Origin of the sequence: Kocuria sp. NBRC 114282, from assembly GCF_030268385.1 — a bacterium.
Lineage (GTDB): Bacteria > Actinomycetota > Actinomycetes > Actinomycetales > Micrococcaceae > Kocuria > Kocuria palustris.
Genome location: NZ_BSQO01000003.1, coordinates 83659 through 98157, shown reverse-complemented (window position 1 = coordinate 98157; position 14499 = coordinate 83659). Strand labels below are relative to the sequence as shown.

Below are 14499 nucleotides of genomic sequence, written 5' to 3'. Positions count from 1 at the left end.
GGCCGACGAGCCACCTTACCAGCTCGGGCGCCCCCGAACGGGGACGCCCGAGCCGGCAGGTCAGGAGGAGCTGGAGATCACAGGACGTCGTCGTCCATCCAGCCCAGGGTGCGCTCCACGGCCTTGTCCCAGTTGCGGGCCAGGCGCTCGCGCTCCTTCTTCTCCATGGTGGGCTCCCAGCGCTTGTCCTCCTCCCAGGCGGCGGCGACGTCGTCGATGCCGTCCCAGAACCCGACGGTGATGCCGGCCGCGTAGGCAGCGCCCAGCGCGGTGGTCTCGATGTTCTTGGGCCGGATCACTGTGGTGTTCAGCAGGTCGGCCTGGAACTGCATCAGCAGGTCGTTGGCGCTCATGCCGCCGTCCACGCGGATCTCCTTCGGCGCAGCGTCGGCGTCGGTGTCCATGGTGAGCACCACGTCGCGCGACTGGAAGGCCGCCGCTTCCAGAGCGGCCCGGGCGATGTGGCGCTTGTCCACGTAGCGGGTCAGGCCCACGATCACGCCGCGGGCGTCCGGGCGCCAATGCGGGGCGAACAGGCCCGAGAACGCCGGCACGATGTACGCCCCGCCGTTGTCCTCGACGTCCGCGGCCAGCTTCTCGGTCTCGGAGGCCGAAGAGATCAGGCCCAGGTTGTCGCGCAGCCACTGCACGAGCGAGCCGGTCACCGCGATCGAGCCCTCGAGGGCGTAGACGGGCTTCTGGTCCTCCATCTGGTAGGCCACCGTGGTGATCAGCCCGTTGTCCGAGCGCGTGAGCTCCGTGCCGGTGTTCATGAGCACGAAGTTGCCCGTGCCGTAGGTGTTCTTGATCATCCCGGGCTCGAACACGGCCTGCCCGAACGTGGCCGCCTGCTGGTCCCCCAGGATGCCCGCGATCGGCACGCCGTGCAGCAGGCCCCGGCGACGGACCTCGCCGTAGACCTCGAGCGAGGAGCGGATCTCCGGGAGCATCTTCACCGGCACGCCGACCTTCTTGCAGAGGTCCTCGTTCCAGTCGAGGGTGTCGATGTTCATCAGCAGCGTGCGCGAGGCGTTCGTGACATCGGTGATGTGCACCGAATCCGGTTTGCCGCCGGTCATGTTCCACACGAGCCACGAGTCGATCGTGCCCGCGAGCAGCTCGCCCTTCTCGGCGCGCTTGCGGGCGCCCTTCACCTCATCGAGGATCCAGGCCATCTTGGGCCCGGCGAAGTAGCTGGCCAGGGGCAGGCCGGTGCGCTCCCGGAACAGCTCCTCGCCGTGCTTGTCGGCCAGATCGTCCACGGCCTTCTGCGTGCGGGTGTCCTGCCAGACGATCGCGTTGTGGATCGGCTTGCCGGTCTCCTTCTCCCACACCACCGTGGTCTCGCGCTGGTTGGTGATGCCCACACCGGCGATCTGGTCGGAGGAGATGTCGGCATCGGCCAGGGCATCGCCGACGACCTTGCGGACGTTGCGCCAGATCTCCTTGGCATCGTGCTCGACCCACCCGGCGCGCGGGAAGATCTGCTTGTGCTCCAGCTGGGCCGAGGAGACGGCCCGGCCCTTCTGGTCGTAGACGACCGCCCGTGTGCTCGTGGTGCCCTGGTCGATCGAGATGACGTGGGTCTTCTCCGGATCCTGCCCCTTGCTGGAAGACCCCTTCGACGACGCCTTCGTGGCGGAGGCCGTGGCCGACGAGGCCTTCCCCTTCGCCGAGGATTTCGCGGAGGCCGACGATGCCGCCCTCTTCGGCTTGGGGCTGGTGCCCTTGCCCGCCTTCTTGGCCGAGCCGCTGCGGCGCCTGCGCTCGTCCTTGGTCTCGGCTTCTGCCTTCTTGCTGCTCTGGGACATCGTCGTCTCCTGGGCTCGGATCCCCTCGGGGACCGCTGGTGAGTGGGCCGTGTTCGGTGGCCTGCGGATGGGTCGGGACGGGGCATGGGCCCCGGGGCGAGCGGGTCAGACCATGGCGCGCACGAGCAGCCCGGCCAGGACGGCGCCGATCAGGGGCCCGGCGATCGGGACCCAGGCGTAGGACCAGTCGGAGCCCCCCTTGCCCGGGATGGGCAGCACGGCGTGGGCGATGCGCGGACCGAGATCGCGGGCGGGGTTGATGGCGTAGCCGGTGGGCCCACCGATGCTCGCGCCGATGCCGACCACGAGCAAGGCCACGGCCAGCGGGCCGAGCTCGGAGGGGGTCTCGCCGAAGACGAGGATCACAGCCACCAGGACGAAGGTGGCGATGACCTCGGTGATCACGTTCCACGGGGCGGAGCGGATCTCCGGGCCGGTGGAGAACGTGCCGAGGATGGCGCCGGGGTCATCGGCTGCGTCGTAGTGCTTCTTGTAGGCCAGCCAGACGAGGACCGCTCCCAGGAACGCGCCCAGGATCGTGGACGCGAAGTAGACCGCCGTGGAGGCCGCGCTGACGGCCACGCCGGGGGCGTACTCCTCGGCGCCGGAGACGAGCATCCCCATGGTCACGGCGGGGTTCAGGTGCGCCCCCGAGGCCCAGGCCAGGTAGACGCCGGCGAAGACGCCCAGCCCCCAGCCGAAGCTGATCAGGAGCCAGCCGCCGTCGTGGCCCTTGGTCCGGGGCAGCAGGACGTTGGCCACCACGCCTCCGCCCAGGATGATCAGCACCGCTGTGCCGACCATCTCCGAGAAGAAGACCTGGCCGAGGCCGATCTCGGCGGTCTCCTGCGCCTGGGGCAGCAGTGCCTGCCCGTGGATGCCCATCATGGATCAGTCTCCGATCGTGTCGGCGTCGCGGTCGGACGCCCCCTGCTGGTCGTCGCCGTGGACGGTGCGCACGCGCAGCCCCTCAACGACCGGTTCGGCGGACTCGCGAGCGTGCTCGGCCGCCGGGTCGTCCTCGGTCCGTGCCGCGGCGTCCTCGGCGGCGCTGCGGGAGCGGTAGGCCTCGACCTCCCGATCGCGGCGCTGGCCGTCCCAGCCGAGCTCGGCCGCGGCCAGATCCGCGATCTCATCGACGGCGGCATCGCCGTGATGGGGTGCGGAATAGGTGAGGCGGGTGCGGGTGTCCAGAAGGTCCTCGAGGTGCAGTGCGCCCTCGGCCCGGCAGGCGTGGACGATCTCGGCGCGCAGGTGGACCGGTGCGCCCTCCAGAGGCCGCTCCAGGGACGGGTCCTCCTGGATCAGCGCCAGCACGGCATGCAGGTCCGAGCCATACCGGGCGATCAGGTCGTTCAGGCGCTGCTCGGTCCAGATCTCCGGGTCCTGGGAGCCGGCACGCAGCTCCTCGAGCAGCAGCGGGATCCGCGCGCGCAGCCCGAAGACGCCGTCGGCGCCGTGGAGCAGCGTGCGGTCCGTGATCGAGGGGCGCTTCTGCGCCTCCTCCTCGCCCAGGGCCAGGTCCACCGCGTCCTGGGCCATGATGCGGTAGGTGGTCAGCTTGCCGCCGGCGATGCTCACGAGCCCCGGCACCGGCTCCATCACCGTGTGCTCGCGCGAGACCTTGGTGGAGGCGGTCTCCTGGCCGTCGCGGGTCACCGGCTGCAGCAGCGGGCGCAGGCCGGCGTAGACGCCGATGACGTCGTCGCGGGTCAGCGGATCCGCGAGCACCTGGTTCGCGTGCTCGATCACGTAGTCGATGTCCGCCCCGGTGGCCGCGGGGGTGTCCAGGGACTGCTCGTAGGGGGTGTCGGTGGTGCCGATGATCCAGTGATGCGCCCACGGGATCACGAACAGCACGGACTTCTCCGTCTGCAGGATCAGCCCGACGTCGCCGCGGATCCGCTCGCGCGGCACCACGATGTGGATGCCCTTGGAGGCCAGCACCTTCAGTCCCGCATCCGCTCCGCTGAGCTCCTGCAGGCTCTCCGTCCACACGCCGGTGGCGGAGATGACGGTCGAGGCGCGCACCGGGAACTCGCGGCCGGTCTCCTTGTCCCGCACCAGCGCGCCCACGACGTTCTGCCCGTCCTGGAACTCGTCGTCCTCGCGCAGCAGGTCGATGACCTCCGCGCGGTTGGCCGCCAGGGCCCCGTTGGCGGCGGCCGTGCGGATGAGGGTGAGCACCAGGCGGGCGTCGTCGACCTTGGCGTCCCAGTACTTGAAGGCCCCGACGGAGGCGTCCTCGCGGAAGTCGGGGAACTGCTCGAGCACCTCCTCCGTGCTCAGGTGCTCGCGCTTGGGCAGCGAGGTCACCTTGGAGTTCAGATGCGCGAGGGTGTCGTACAGGCCGATGCCCGTGCCCACGTACGGCCGCTCCCAGCCGCGGTGCAGGGGGTAGAGGAACGGGACGGGCTCCACCAGGTGGGGGGCCAGCGTGTACAGCAGCCGCTCGCGCTCCCCCAGCGCCTCCGCGACGAGCTTGACATCGAGCTGCTGCAGGTAGCGCAGGCCGCCGTGGACCAGCTTGGAGGACCAGCGCGATGTGGCCCCGGCCCAGTCCTGGCCCTCGACGATCCCCACCCGCAGGCCGCGGGTGGCCGCATCCAGGGCGATGCCGGCGCCGGTGACCCCGCCGCCGACCACGAGGACGTCGAGCTCGGGGCCGTTCTCCATCTGCTCCAGGGCGCGAGCGCGGGAGTCGGGGTTCAGCGCAGATCGGTCAGTGGTGAAGGTGCTGTTCGCCATGGGGTCTTCCTCTCCTCCCGTCACGCGGTCCGCGCGAGCTCGGTGCCCGATACCCGGCGTCCCATGTGACGATAATCATGATTGGGGCTCAAGTGGTGCGCAACGCCGGTCAGGGGCCGTCGCGGATGATGCCGCGCAGCTTGCGCGTGCGCTGCTGCAGGTCTCGGTCATGGCCGTAGGCGGTGGGCAGGTAGTAGTCCCGGCCCACCAGCTCATCCGGCGGGTACTGCTGAGCGGCCACGGCGTTGGGGGCGTCGTGGGCGTACTGATAGCCGCGTCCGTGGCCCAGCGACTGCGCGCCCGGATAGTGGGCATCGCGCAGGTGCTGGGGCACGGGACCGGCCTTGCCCGCGCGGACATCAGCGATGGCCTGGTCGATCGCCAGGTAGGAGGCGTTCGACTTGGGGGCGGTGGCCAGCAGGACCGTGGCCTGCGCCAGCGGGATCCGCCCCTCCGGCATGCCGATCAGCTGCACGGCCTGGGCCACGGCCACCGCCGTCTGCAGGGCGGTGGGATCTGCGGTGCCGATGTCCTCCGAGGCGGAGATGATCAGCCGCCGGGCGATGAACCGGGGGTCCTCCCCGGCCTCGATCATCCGGGCCAGGTAGTGCAGCGAGGCATCGACGTCCGAGCCGCGGATCGACTTGATGAAGGCCGAGATGACGTCATAGTGCTGATCGCCGTCGCGGTCGTAGCGCAGCGCTGCCCGGTCCATGGCCTCCGTGGTGTGCTCGACGGTCACCTCCGGGACTCCACTGGCCTCGGGCGTCTCCGGATCGGCCTCCTCCGTCTCCGGCTCGCCGTCGTCCTCGGCTGCGGCGGGCTGCTCGGAGTCCCGCGCGGCCGCCTCGGACAGCGCGACGGCCGCAGCCGCCTCCAGCCCCGTCAGGGCCTTGCGTGCGTCCCCTCCGCACAGCTCGAGCAGGTGCTCGCGCGCCCGCGGCTGCAGGGTGACCGCGCCGTCGAGACCGCGCGGATCGTCCACCGCGCGGTCGATCAGCTCCCCGATGTCCTGCCGCTCCAGCGGCTGCAGGGTCAGCAGCAGCGACCGGGACAGCAGCGGGGAGATCACCGAGAAGGACGGGTTCTCGGTGGTCGCTGCCACGAGCACGACCCATCCGCGCTCGACGCCGGGCAGCAGGGCGTCCTGCTGGGCCTTGGTGAAGCGGTGGATCTCGTCCAGGAACAGGACGGTGGTGCGCCCGTGCAGGTCCCGGTCCTTGAGCGCCTGGTCCATGACCCGGCGGACGTCCTTCACGCCGGCGGTGATGGCCGACAGCTCCACGAATTTGCGGTGCGGCCCGCGGGCGATGACGTGGGCGATCGTGGTCTTGCCGGTGCCGGGCGGTCCCCACAGCATGATCGAGCTGGGTCCGGCCGGGCCGGTGTCCTCGCCGGCCAGCACGCGCAGCGGCGAGCCGGGGCGCAGCAGGTGCTTCTGGCCCACGACCTCGTCCAGGGTGCGCGGGCGCATGCGCACCGCCAGCGGAGACGGCGAGCGGCGCCCTCCTGCTCCCGAGCGGGCGGCCCCGCGGCTCTGCGAAGGCGCGGCGACGGACTCCGGGTCCGGATCGGGGTCCGGCTCCGGCTCGAGATCGAACAGCGAGGTGTCTGTCTGGCTCGTCACCCTCTCAGGCTAGGGACGGCCTCCGACACCGCAGGCGCGACGGCCATCGCGCCCGTGGGCTCGCAGCGCGATCACGGCCGACGGGGCCCGCGGAGGAAGACCCCTCAGCCGCGCCGCGGCCGGCCGAGCTGCTCTGAGTCCAGGATCAGGGTCACGGGGCCGTCATTGACCAGGCTGACCTGCATGTCCGCCCCGAACTCGCCGGTGGGGACCTCGAGCCCGAGCTCGCGCAGCCTCTGCGCGTACGCCTCGACGATCGGCTCCGAGGCTTCGCCCGGGGCCGCCTGGGACCACGACGGACGCCGGCCCTTGCGGACGTCGCCGTAGAGGGTGAACTGGCTGACCGCCAGCACCGGAGCGCCCAGATCCGTGCAGGAGATCTCGCTGCGCTCGTGATCGGACATGATCCGCAGACCGGCCGTCTTCTCGGCCAGGGCGGCGGCCGTCTCGGCGTCGTCGCCGTGGGTCACGCCCACGAGGGCCACCAGGCCGGGGCCGTCGAAGGACCCGACCGTCCGGGGGCCGTCGGGACCGGGAATCGTGACGGAGGCGCCGCGCGCTCGCTGCAGGATGACTCGCATGACGCCCAGTCCATCACGATCCTGCGCCCGCCCGCGATCTCAGCTGCTGGGCACCAGGCGGTGCTCCCGGCCCCACTGCTCGATCAGGCGGACGGTCTCGGGCATGTGCTCTCCGGAGGCCATCTCGTGATCGGCACCGCGCATCATGCGCAGCTGCGCGCCGTCGCCCAGCCGGCGCGCGGTCGCCTTGGCGATGCCCGGGGCCACGCAGCGGTCCTCCGTGCCGCCCACCACCAGCACCGGGCTCTGGATATCCGCCGGATCCACTGCCGAGGCGCGCGCCCGATCGAGGAACCACAGGCTCATCTCCCGGTAGGCCCGTCCCGACTCTGCGCAATGCGCGCGATGACGCTGCGCGTTGTCCTGACGGTCATGGACGTTGGCGATCCGCCTGTCGAAGGTCTCCAGCGACACCGGCCACATGGGTCGGCTGAGCAGCCAGGTGAACGCATGGGGCCCCCACAGCCGCAGCATCGACGGGTAGAGCGCGAACATACCCCGGCTGGGCGCCGGGGACAGCAGCACGACGCCGGCGTTCGGCACCCGGGCAGCCAGCAGCTGAGCGAGCAGCCCGCCGAGCGAGTGGCCCAGGATGATCGGGGCGGTCTCCATCTGCTCGACCTCGCGCTGCAGGTCATCGACGTAGTCGGTGAGGCTCAGCGCCCGCACCTTCTGCGCCAGATCCCACACGTCGTGGGTCTGCGGCGTGCCGTGATGGCGCAGCGTGGGCGTGTGCACGCGCAGCCCGAGCCCGCGCAGCTCATCGGCGAACGGGCCCCAGCCTTCGCCGCTGCCCCACGTGCCGTGGATCAGGATGATGTCCTGCTGGGCCATGCTCGGCTCCTGTCGTGGTGGTCCTGGCGCGGCGGGCGGACCCGCTCAGCCCTCGGTCGGCGCCGAGGGCTGCTCGCCCTGATCCTCGCGGACGTCCTCCGCAGCGGCCGCCTTCTTCGCCTGCGGCTCGGGCTTGGCGTCCACGCCCGCCTCCTTGCGCTGCTGCGCGGTGATGGGCGCGGGCGCGGCCGTCAGCGGGTCGTAGCCGTTGCCGGTCTTGGGGAAGGCGATGACCTCACGGATGGAGTCCGCTCCTGCCAGCAGGGCGATCACGCGGTCCCAGCCCAGGGCGATGCCGCCGTGAGGGGGCGCGCCGAAGGAGAAGGCGTCCAGCAGGAAGCCGAACTTCTCCTGGGCCTCCTCCTCGGACAGCCCCATGACGCGGAAGACCCGGTCCTGGACGTCGCGCTGGTGGATGCGGATCGAGCCGCCGCCGAGCTCGGTGCCGTTGAGCACGATGTCGTAGGCGTAGGCCAGGGCCTCGCCGGGGTTCTCGTCGAACGTGTCCAGGTGCTCCGGGCGCGGGGAGGTGAACGCGTGGTGCACGGCGGTCCACGCCCCGGAGCCCACGGCGACGTCGCCGGAGGCCACGGCGTCGGAGGCCGGCTCGAACATGGGGGCGTCGACGACCCACACGAAGGCCCAGTCGTTCGGGTCGATCAGCCCGGTGCGGTGCCCGATCTCCACGCGCGCAGCACCCAGCAGGGCGCGAGAGGGCTTGGCCTCGCCCGCGGCGAAGAAGATGCAGTCGCCGGGCTGCGCGCCGGTGGCCTGGGCCAGGCCGGCCTTCTCCTCGTCGGTGATGTTCTTGGCCACCGGACCCGAGAACTCGCCGTCCTCCTTGTAGAGGATGTAGGCCAGGCCCTTGGCACCGCGCTGCTTGGCCCACTCCTGCCAGGCATCCAGCGTGCGTCGGGGCTGGGAGGCGCCGCCGGGCATGACCACGGCACCCACGTACGGGGCCTGGAACACGCGGAACGGGGTGTCCTTGAAGTACTCGGTCAGCTCGGTGAGCTCCAGGCCGAAGCGCAGATCGGGCTTGTCCGAGCCGTACTTCTCCATGGCCTCGGCGTAGGTCATGCGGCGGATGGGGGTGGGGACCTCCACGTCGATCAGCGACCAGAGCGCCTTGACGATGGCCTCGCCGAGCTCGATCACGTCGTCCTGCTCGACGAACGAGGCCTCGATGTCCAGCTGCGTGAACTCGGGCTGGCGGTCGGCGCGGAAGTCCTCGTCGCGGTAGCAGCGCGCGATCTGGAAGTAGCGCTCGAGACCGCCGACCTGCAGCAGCTGCTTGAACAGCTGCGGCGACTGCGGCAGGGCGTACCAGGAGCCCGGGGCCAGGCGCGCCGGCACCAGGAAGTCGCGGGCGCCCTCCGGGGTGGAGCGGGTCAGCGTGGGCGTCTCGACCTCCAGGTAGTCCTGCTGGTGCAGCAGCTCGCGCACCACGCGCGAGGCCTCCGAGCGCAGCCGCATGATGCGGGCCGGCTCCGGGCGGCGCAGGTCCAGGTAGCGGTACTTGAGGCGAGCCTCCTCGCCGACCTCCACGTGCTCGTCGATCTGGAACGGCAGCGGGGCCGCGGTGTTGAGCACGGTGACGGTCTCGGCGATGACCTCGATCTCGCCCGAGGGCAGGTTCGGGTTCTCGTTGCCCTCCGGGCGGCGCTCGACGGTGCCCTGGATCTGCAGCACGAACTCGTTGCGCAGCGGGTGGAAGTCCTTCTCATCGCGCACGACCACCTGGGCCACGCCGGAGGCGTCGCGCAGATCCAGGAAGGCGACGCCGCCGTGGTCGCGACGACGGTCCACCCAGCCGGTCAGGGTGACGGTCTCTCCGATGAGCTCGGCGTTCAGCTCGCCGAGTCGATGAGTGCGCAGCACGTGGGACTTCCTTCTGGTCGTGGTCGTCGTGGGGCCTCTCCGGCGGGATGCGCCGACGGCCTCTGCGGTGTCCGAGGGCGGCAGCCGGCCCCGGGCCCGTTCATGCCGGGTTCACCGGGGATCTGTAGCGTCGCCGCCGTCGAGTCTACAAGCCGGGGATGACGCTCGCCCCACGGACCCGGCCCCACCGCCGCGCCGCCCAGGAGATCCGTGAACGCCTCGCCCGCCCAGCCTCCCGCCGCCTCCCCCGCACACGATCCGGACGAGCTCGCCCGCAGGCTGGGCACCTCCGACGCTGCCGTCATCGGCGTGGGATCGATGGTCGGCGCGGGCGTCTTTGTGGCCTTCGCCCCGGCCGCCGCGCACGCAGGCTCGCTGCTGCCGGTCGCGCTGCTGCTGGCGGCCGTCGTGGCCTGGTGCAATGCGACCTCCACGGCTCAGCTGGCCATGGTCCACCCGAGCTCCGGGGGCACCTACGTCTATGCGAACCGCCAGCTGGGGCAGTGGGCGGGCTTCACCGCCGGCTGGGGCTTCGTGACCGGCAAGACCGCCTCGGCCGCCGGCATGTCGATGGCCTTCGGCCTCTACGCCGCCTCTCTGCTCGGGATCGACGACGCCGATGCCGCAGCCCGAGCCCTGGCGGTGGCCGCGATCGTGGTGCTGACCGGTGTCAATCTGGGCGGGATCACCCGCACCGCCGGGCTCACGCGGATCCTGGTCTCCGTGGTCCTGCTGATCCTGGCCGTCGTGGCGGGTCTGGCCGCAGCCGCCCTGAGCGCGAGCACGATGTTCGGCGCGGGTCCTTCGGTGCAGGAAGGCGGGGGCGGTGCCCTGGGCGTGCTGCCCGCTGCGGGTCTGCTGTTCTTCGCCTTCGCCGGCTACGCCCGTGTGGCCACCATGGGCGAGGAGGTCCGGGACCCGCAGCGCACCATCCCGCGGGCGATCCTGGGGGCGCTGGCCTTCGTGCTCGTGGTCTACCTGGTGCTCGCTGTCCTGCTGCTCGGGCTGCTGGGGGCAGGAGGGCTGGCGGCGTCGTCGGCCCCGTTCCTCTCGGCCTCCCAGGAGATCTCCGTCCGGCTGGGACTCGGCGACGGCGCGGCGACGGCCCTGTCCGCGGCGGTGACGGTCGCGGCGGCGGCCGGGGCGCTGGGCGCCCTGCTGGCCCTGGTCGCCGGGATCTCGCGCACGACCCTGGCGATGGCGCGAGAGCGCGACCTGCCGGGGTACCTGTCCCGCATCTCGGGACGGCAGGTGCCGTGGGCCTCGGAGCTGACCACCGCCGTGGTCGTGATCGCGCTGATCGTCCTCACCGACCTGCACACCGTGATCGGCTTCTCGTCCTTCGGCGTGCTCGTCTACTACGCGCTGGCCAACCTCTCGGCGCTGACCCTGCGCGAGCGCCCGCGCTGGGCGCCCAGGGGCCTGAACATCGTGGGCCTGATCGGCTGTCTTCTGCTGGCCTTCACGCTGCCGTGGCAGTCCGTGGCCGTGATGATCGGGATCTTCGCCGTGGGATTCGCGGGGCGGGCGATCGTGCTCAATCGGCGGAGCTGACCGGCGCGCCGACCGACGGGCGCAGGTCCTCAGTCGGGGGCATCCAGGAGGCCGGATCGGCCGGAACCTGCTCGCCGGAGCGGATGTCCTTGACCTCGTGGGTCACCGCGCCCGACTCGTCGCGGGTCGAGAACCAGACGAACGGGATCCCGCGGCGATCGGCGTGGCGGATCTGCTTGCCGAACTTGGCGGCCGAGGCCGAGACCTCGCAGGAGATGCCGCGGGAACGCAGCTGCTGGGCGACGTCCTGCGCCTCGGACCAGGAGTCCTCATCCACCAGGGAGATCAGCACGGCGGTGGGCACCGAGCGCGAGGCCTCGGCCAGCCCCTGCGAGAGGATGCGCGAGACCAGGCGGGTCACACCCACCGAGAGCCCCACGCCCGGGAAGGTGCGCTTACCGGAGGAAGCCAGCGACTCGTAGCGACCGCCGGAGCACACCGAGCCGAGCTTCTCGTGGCCGACCAGCACGGTCTCGTAGACGGTGCCGGTGTAGTAGTCCAGGCCGCGGGCGATCGACAGGTCAGCCACGAGCTTGCCGGGAGCGCGGCGCACGGCCTCGGCGACGACCTCCTCGAGCTCGGCCAGGCCCTCGTCGAGCAGCTCGTCCTGGACGCCGAGGGCGCGGACCTGCTCCACGAAGGAGGCGTCCTCGGTGCGGATGCTCGCCAGCTTCAGCGCGGCGTCTGCCTGCTCCTGCGTGGCGCCCACGTTCTCGATGAGGTTCGCCGCCACGGCCTGGGCGCCGATCTTCTCGAGCTTGTCGATCTCGCGCAGGACGGCGGGGGCGTCGTGGAGGCCGATGCCGCGGTAGAAGCCCTCGGCGAGCTTGCGGTTGTTGACCCGCAGCACGAACTCCGGGATGGGCAGCTTCGAGAGGGCGTCGATGATCACCAGGGCCATCTCGACGTCGTAGCGGAACGGCAGTGCGCCGTCGCCGACGACGTCGATGTCCGCCTGCGTGAACTCGCGGGCGCGGCCCTCCTGGGGGCGCTCGCCGCGCCAGACCTTCTGGATCTGGTAGCGGCGGAACGGGAAGTTCAGGTGCCCGGCGTTGTCCACGACGTAGCGGGCGAACGGCACGGTGAGGTCGAAGTGCAGCGCCAGCTGGCCCTCCTTGGGACCGCCGTCCTCGTCCTCCTGCAGACGGGAGACGCCGTAGACCTCCTTGTCGATCTCGCCCTTGCGCAGCAGCTGATCCACGGTCTCCACAGCGCGGGTCTCGATCGAGGAGAACCCGTGCAGCTCGAAGGTCTCCCGCAGCGTGTCGAGCACGTGCAGCTCCACGAGCCGCTCCTGCGGGAGCCACTCGGGGAAGCCGGAGAGGGAGGTCTTGCTGGCCATGGGGCGTCGTCTCCTGAGGATGCTGAAGGGGGTGGGCACACAGTACGGGACCGTCCGAACCATCTTAGGCGCCGTGGGATGCCGGGGCCGAGGAGCACCGATTCCTGGGGGCCGTCGTCCCGTCTGGCTACGATGGGCCGCGTACAGCGTCCGCGCGCAGCCAGCGCCGGGCCACGACAGGCTGCCGAGCGCCCCCGGAGCGAGCTCCGGGATCGCGGGTCGGCACGAGCGAAAGAGTTCCAGCGGTGACTGAGCGTCTCGAATCCGACGACAACTTCCTCCCGGCGACCGAAGCGGCCGCCGACCCCAACTCCGCGGCTGCCGAGGCTGCGGCTGATGCCGACGCCGCCCAGGCGGAATCGCCTGCGGGCGAGACCACGGAGGCTGAGCGGGCCGAGGAGGAGCAGACCCGCATGGCCCAGGCGCAGGCCGACGGCGAGGACGTGGCCGGCGAGATCGCCGATGCCGTCGCCGTCGAGGAGGCCACGGCCGCAGAGGAGAAGGAGGCCGCGGATCAGGCTGTGATCGAGCAGGCCGGTGCCGCCGAGGACGGCGAGCCGTCGGCCTCCACCGTCCCGGCCGCCGAGGCCGAGTCCCCGGCTGAGGAGACCGCAGCCCCCGCCGAGCCGCAGCCCACAGAGTCGGAGAAGGCCCCCGAGCAGGCCGCCGCCCAGGAGGCCGCCGCGCGCCCGTCGGCTCCGTCGCCGGCTGCGCCCACGCCCGCTTCCGCCGCGCAGGCCCCCGCGCCCTCGAGCGCACCGGCTCCGTCCACGCCCGCGCCGTCCGCGGACGTGACCCCCGAGCAGCTCGAGGTGGCCCGCGCCTTCGCCGAGGTCGACGACGACGGCAGCGTGCACCTGCTGATCGACGGCGAGAAGGTCCTCGCCGGACAGGTCCCGGACGTGCCGAAGGACGAGGCGCTGGCGTACTTCGCCAAGAAGTTCCTGGAGGCGCGCACCCAGGTTGAGCTGCTCGAGCAGCGCGTGGCCGCCGGCGCTCCCGCCGGGGACCTGACCCGCAGCCTGGATCGCGTGAAGTCCCAGCTGGGTGAGCGCAAGCTCGTCGGCGACGTCCCCGCCCTGGAGGCCCGCCTGGAGGCGCTGCGCCCGCGCATCAAGGAGCTGGAGGCCGAGCACCGCAAGGCTGCCGATGCCGCCCGCGCCGAGAACCTGGCCCACCGCGAGGCCATCGTGGCGGAGGCCGAGCAGATCTCCGCGCAGGAGCCCGAGAAGACGCAGTGGAAGCAGTCCACCGCTCGCATGAACGAGCTCTTCGAGGCCTGGCAGGCCCATCAGAAGTCGGGCAACCGGCTGTCCCGCAAGGACGAGGAGTCCCTGTGGAAGCGCTTCCGCGGCGCTCGCACCACGTTCGACCGCCACCGTCGCGCGTTCTTCTCCAAGCTCGACGAGCGCAACGCCGAGGCCAAGAAGACCAAGCAGAAGCTGATCGCCGAGGCCGAGGCCCTGCAGTCCTCGACCGACTGGGGCCCCACCTCCGGCAAGTATCGCGATCTGATGGACCGCTGGAAGGCCGCCCCGCGCGCTGGGCGCAAGGACGACGACGCCCTGTGGGCCCGCTTCCGCGCAGCCCAGGACGTGTTCTTCAACGCCCGCAAGGAGGCCGACAAGGCCGTGGACCGCGAGTTCGCGGCCAACCTCGAGCTGAAGGAGGCCCTCGTCAAGGAGGCCCGCGAGCTGCTTCCGGTCACGGACGCCAAGGCCGCCAAGAAGAAGCTGTCCTCCATCCAGGCCCGCTGGGAGGAGATCGGCAAGGTCCCGCGCGGCGACTTCAAGCGCATCGAGAACGAGCTCGGCGAAGTCGAGGACGCCGTCCGCGAGGCCGACTCCGGCGGTCGCATCAAGGCCGCTTCGCAGACCGAGGTGCGCTCCAACGCCATGACCGCTCAGGCGGAGGAGAAGCTGGCGGATCTGCAGGCCAAGAAGGAGGCCGCCGCGTCCGCCGGCGACACCGCCAAGGCCAAGAAGCTGGACAAGGAGATCGAGAGCGCGCAGTCGATGCTCGAGATGATCCGCCGCTCCGCCGCCTCGCTGTGAGCTGACCGCCTCTGCCGCGCCGGCTGAGGCGCCCCGCCCGATGGCCCCGATCCGTCCCAGGATCAGG

The 14499-nt window shown here is 71.5% G+C and carries 10 protein-coding genes; 2 read left to right on the top strand and 8 right to left on the bottom strand.

Annotated elements, in window-relative coordinates; translation table 11 throughout:
• Positions 1-77: 77 nt before the first annotated feature.
• The 7 genes from glpK to aspS all read right to left on the bottom strand — a co-directional run bounded on the left by glpK (position 78) and on the right by aspS (position 9482).
• On the bottom strand, positions 78-1811 hold the full coding sequence (gene glpK / locus QSJ40_RS06650) for a glycerol kinase GlpK (RefSeq protein ID WP_285729713.1): 1734 nt from the start codon (positions 1809-1811) through the stop codon (positions 78-80).
• 105 nt (positions 1812-1916) lie between these two features.
• Entirely contained in the window at positions 1917-2699 is a 783-nt protein-coding gene (locus QSJ40_RS06645; protein WP_278855503.1) for an MIP/aquaporin family protein, read from the bottom strand.
• A gap of 3 nt (positions 2700-2702) precedes the next feature.
• The gene (locus QSJ40_RS06640; RefSeq protein ID WP_285729709.1) at positions 2703-4559 is read right to left on the bottom strand and encodes a glycerol-3-phosphate dehydrogenase/oxidase; all 1857 of its coding nucleotides are present in this window, start codon (positions 4557-4559) and stop codon (positions 2703-2705) included.
• A 109-nt stretch (positions 4560-4668) separates the two neighbouring features.
• On the bottom strand, positions 4669-6033 hold the full coding sequence (locus QSJ40_RS06635) for a replication-associated recombination protein A (protein ID WP_412457609.1): 1365 nt from the start codon (positions 6031-6033) through the stop codon (positions 4669-4671).
• A gap of 257 nt (positions 6034-6290) precedes the next feature.
• Positions 6291-6767, bottom strand: coding sequence for a D-aminoacyl-tRNA deacylase (dtd, locus tag QSJ40_RS06630; RefSeq protein WP_285729706.1), 477 nt, complete (start codon positions 6765-6767; stop codon positions 6291-6293).
• Between the two features lie 39 nt (positions 6768-6806).
• Positions 6807-7601: an alpha/beta hydrolase gene (locus QSJ40_RS06625; RefSeq protein ID WP_285729704.1), complete on the bottom strand. Its 795-nt coding sequence runs from the start codon at positions 7599-7601 to the stop codon at positions 6807-6809.
• Positions 7602-7646: 45 nt separating this feature from the next.
• Positions 7647-9482 (bottom strand): aspartate--tRNA ligase, encoded by a 1836-nt coding sequence (aspS, locus tag QSJ40_RS06620; protein WP_285729702.1) that lies wholly within the window; start codon positions 9480-9482, stop codon positions 7647-7649.
• Positions 9483-9692: 210 nt separating this feature from the next.
• Here aspS and QSJ40_RS06615 point away from each other — a divergent pair, with 210 nt between their 5' ends.
• Positions 9693-11036 carry an APC family permease gene (locus tag QSJ40_RS06615; RefSeq protein ID WP_285729700.1) on the top strand — a complete coding sequence of 448 codons (1344 nt, stop codon included), beginning with the start codon at positions 9693-9695 and terminating at the stop codon, positions 11034-11036.
• Here QSJ40_RS06615 and hisS read toward each other — a convergent pair.
• Positions 11020-12378: a histidine--tRNA ligase gene (gene hisS / locus QSJ40_RS06610; protein ID WP_058870959.1), complete on the bottom strand. Its 1359-nt coding sequence runs from the start codon at positions 12376-12378 to the stop codon at positions 11020-11022. The genes QSJ40_RS06615 and hisS overlap by 17 nt on opposite strands.
• A gap of 245 nt (positions 12379-12623) precedes the next feature.
• Between hisS and QSJ40_RS06605 the strand changes: the two genes are divergently transcribed.
• On the top strand, positions 12624-14432 hold the full coding sequence (locus tag QSJ40_RS06605; protein WP_285729697.1) for a DUF349 domain-containing protein: 1809 nt from the start codon (positions 12624-12626) through the stop codon (positions 14430-14432).
• Positions 14433-14499: the final 67 nt, after the last annotated feature.

Coding starts and splice junctions, on each gene's coding strand:
- glpK (WP_285729713.1), bottom strand. CDS start 1,811: ATGTCCCAGAGCAGCAAGAAGGCAGAAGCCGAGACCAAGGACGAGCGC.
- QSJ40_RS06645 (WP_278855503.1), bottom strand. CDS start 2,699: ATGATGGGCATCCACGGGCAGGCACTGCTGCCCCAGGCGCAGGAGACC.
- QSJ40_RS06640 (WP_285729709.1), bottom strand. CDS start 4,559: ATGGCGAACAGCACCTTCACCACTGACCGATCTGCGCTGAACCCCGAC.
- QSJ40_RS06635 (WP_412457609.1), bottom strand. CDS start 6,033: ATGCGCCCGCGCACCCTGGACGAGGTCGTGGGCCAGAAGCACCTGCTG.
- dtd (WP_285729706.1), bottom strand. CDS start 6,767: ATGCGAGTCATCCTGCAGCGAGCGCGCGGCGCCTCCGTCACGATTCCC.
- QSJ40_RS06625 (WP_285729704.1), bottom strand. CDS start 7,601: ATGGCCCAGCAGGACATCATCCTGATCCACGGCACGTGGGGCAGCGGC.
- hisS (WP_058870959.1), bottom strand. CDS start 12,378: ATGGCCAGCAAGACCTCCCTCTCCGGCTTCCCCGAGTGGCTCCCGCAG.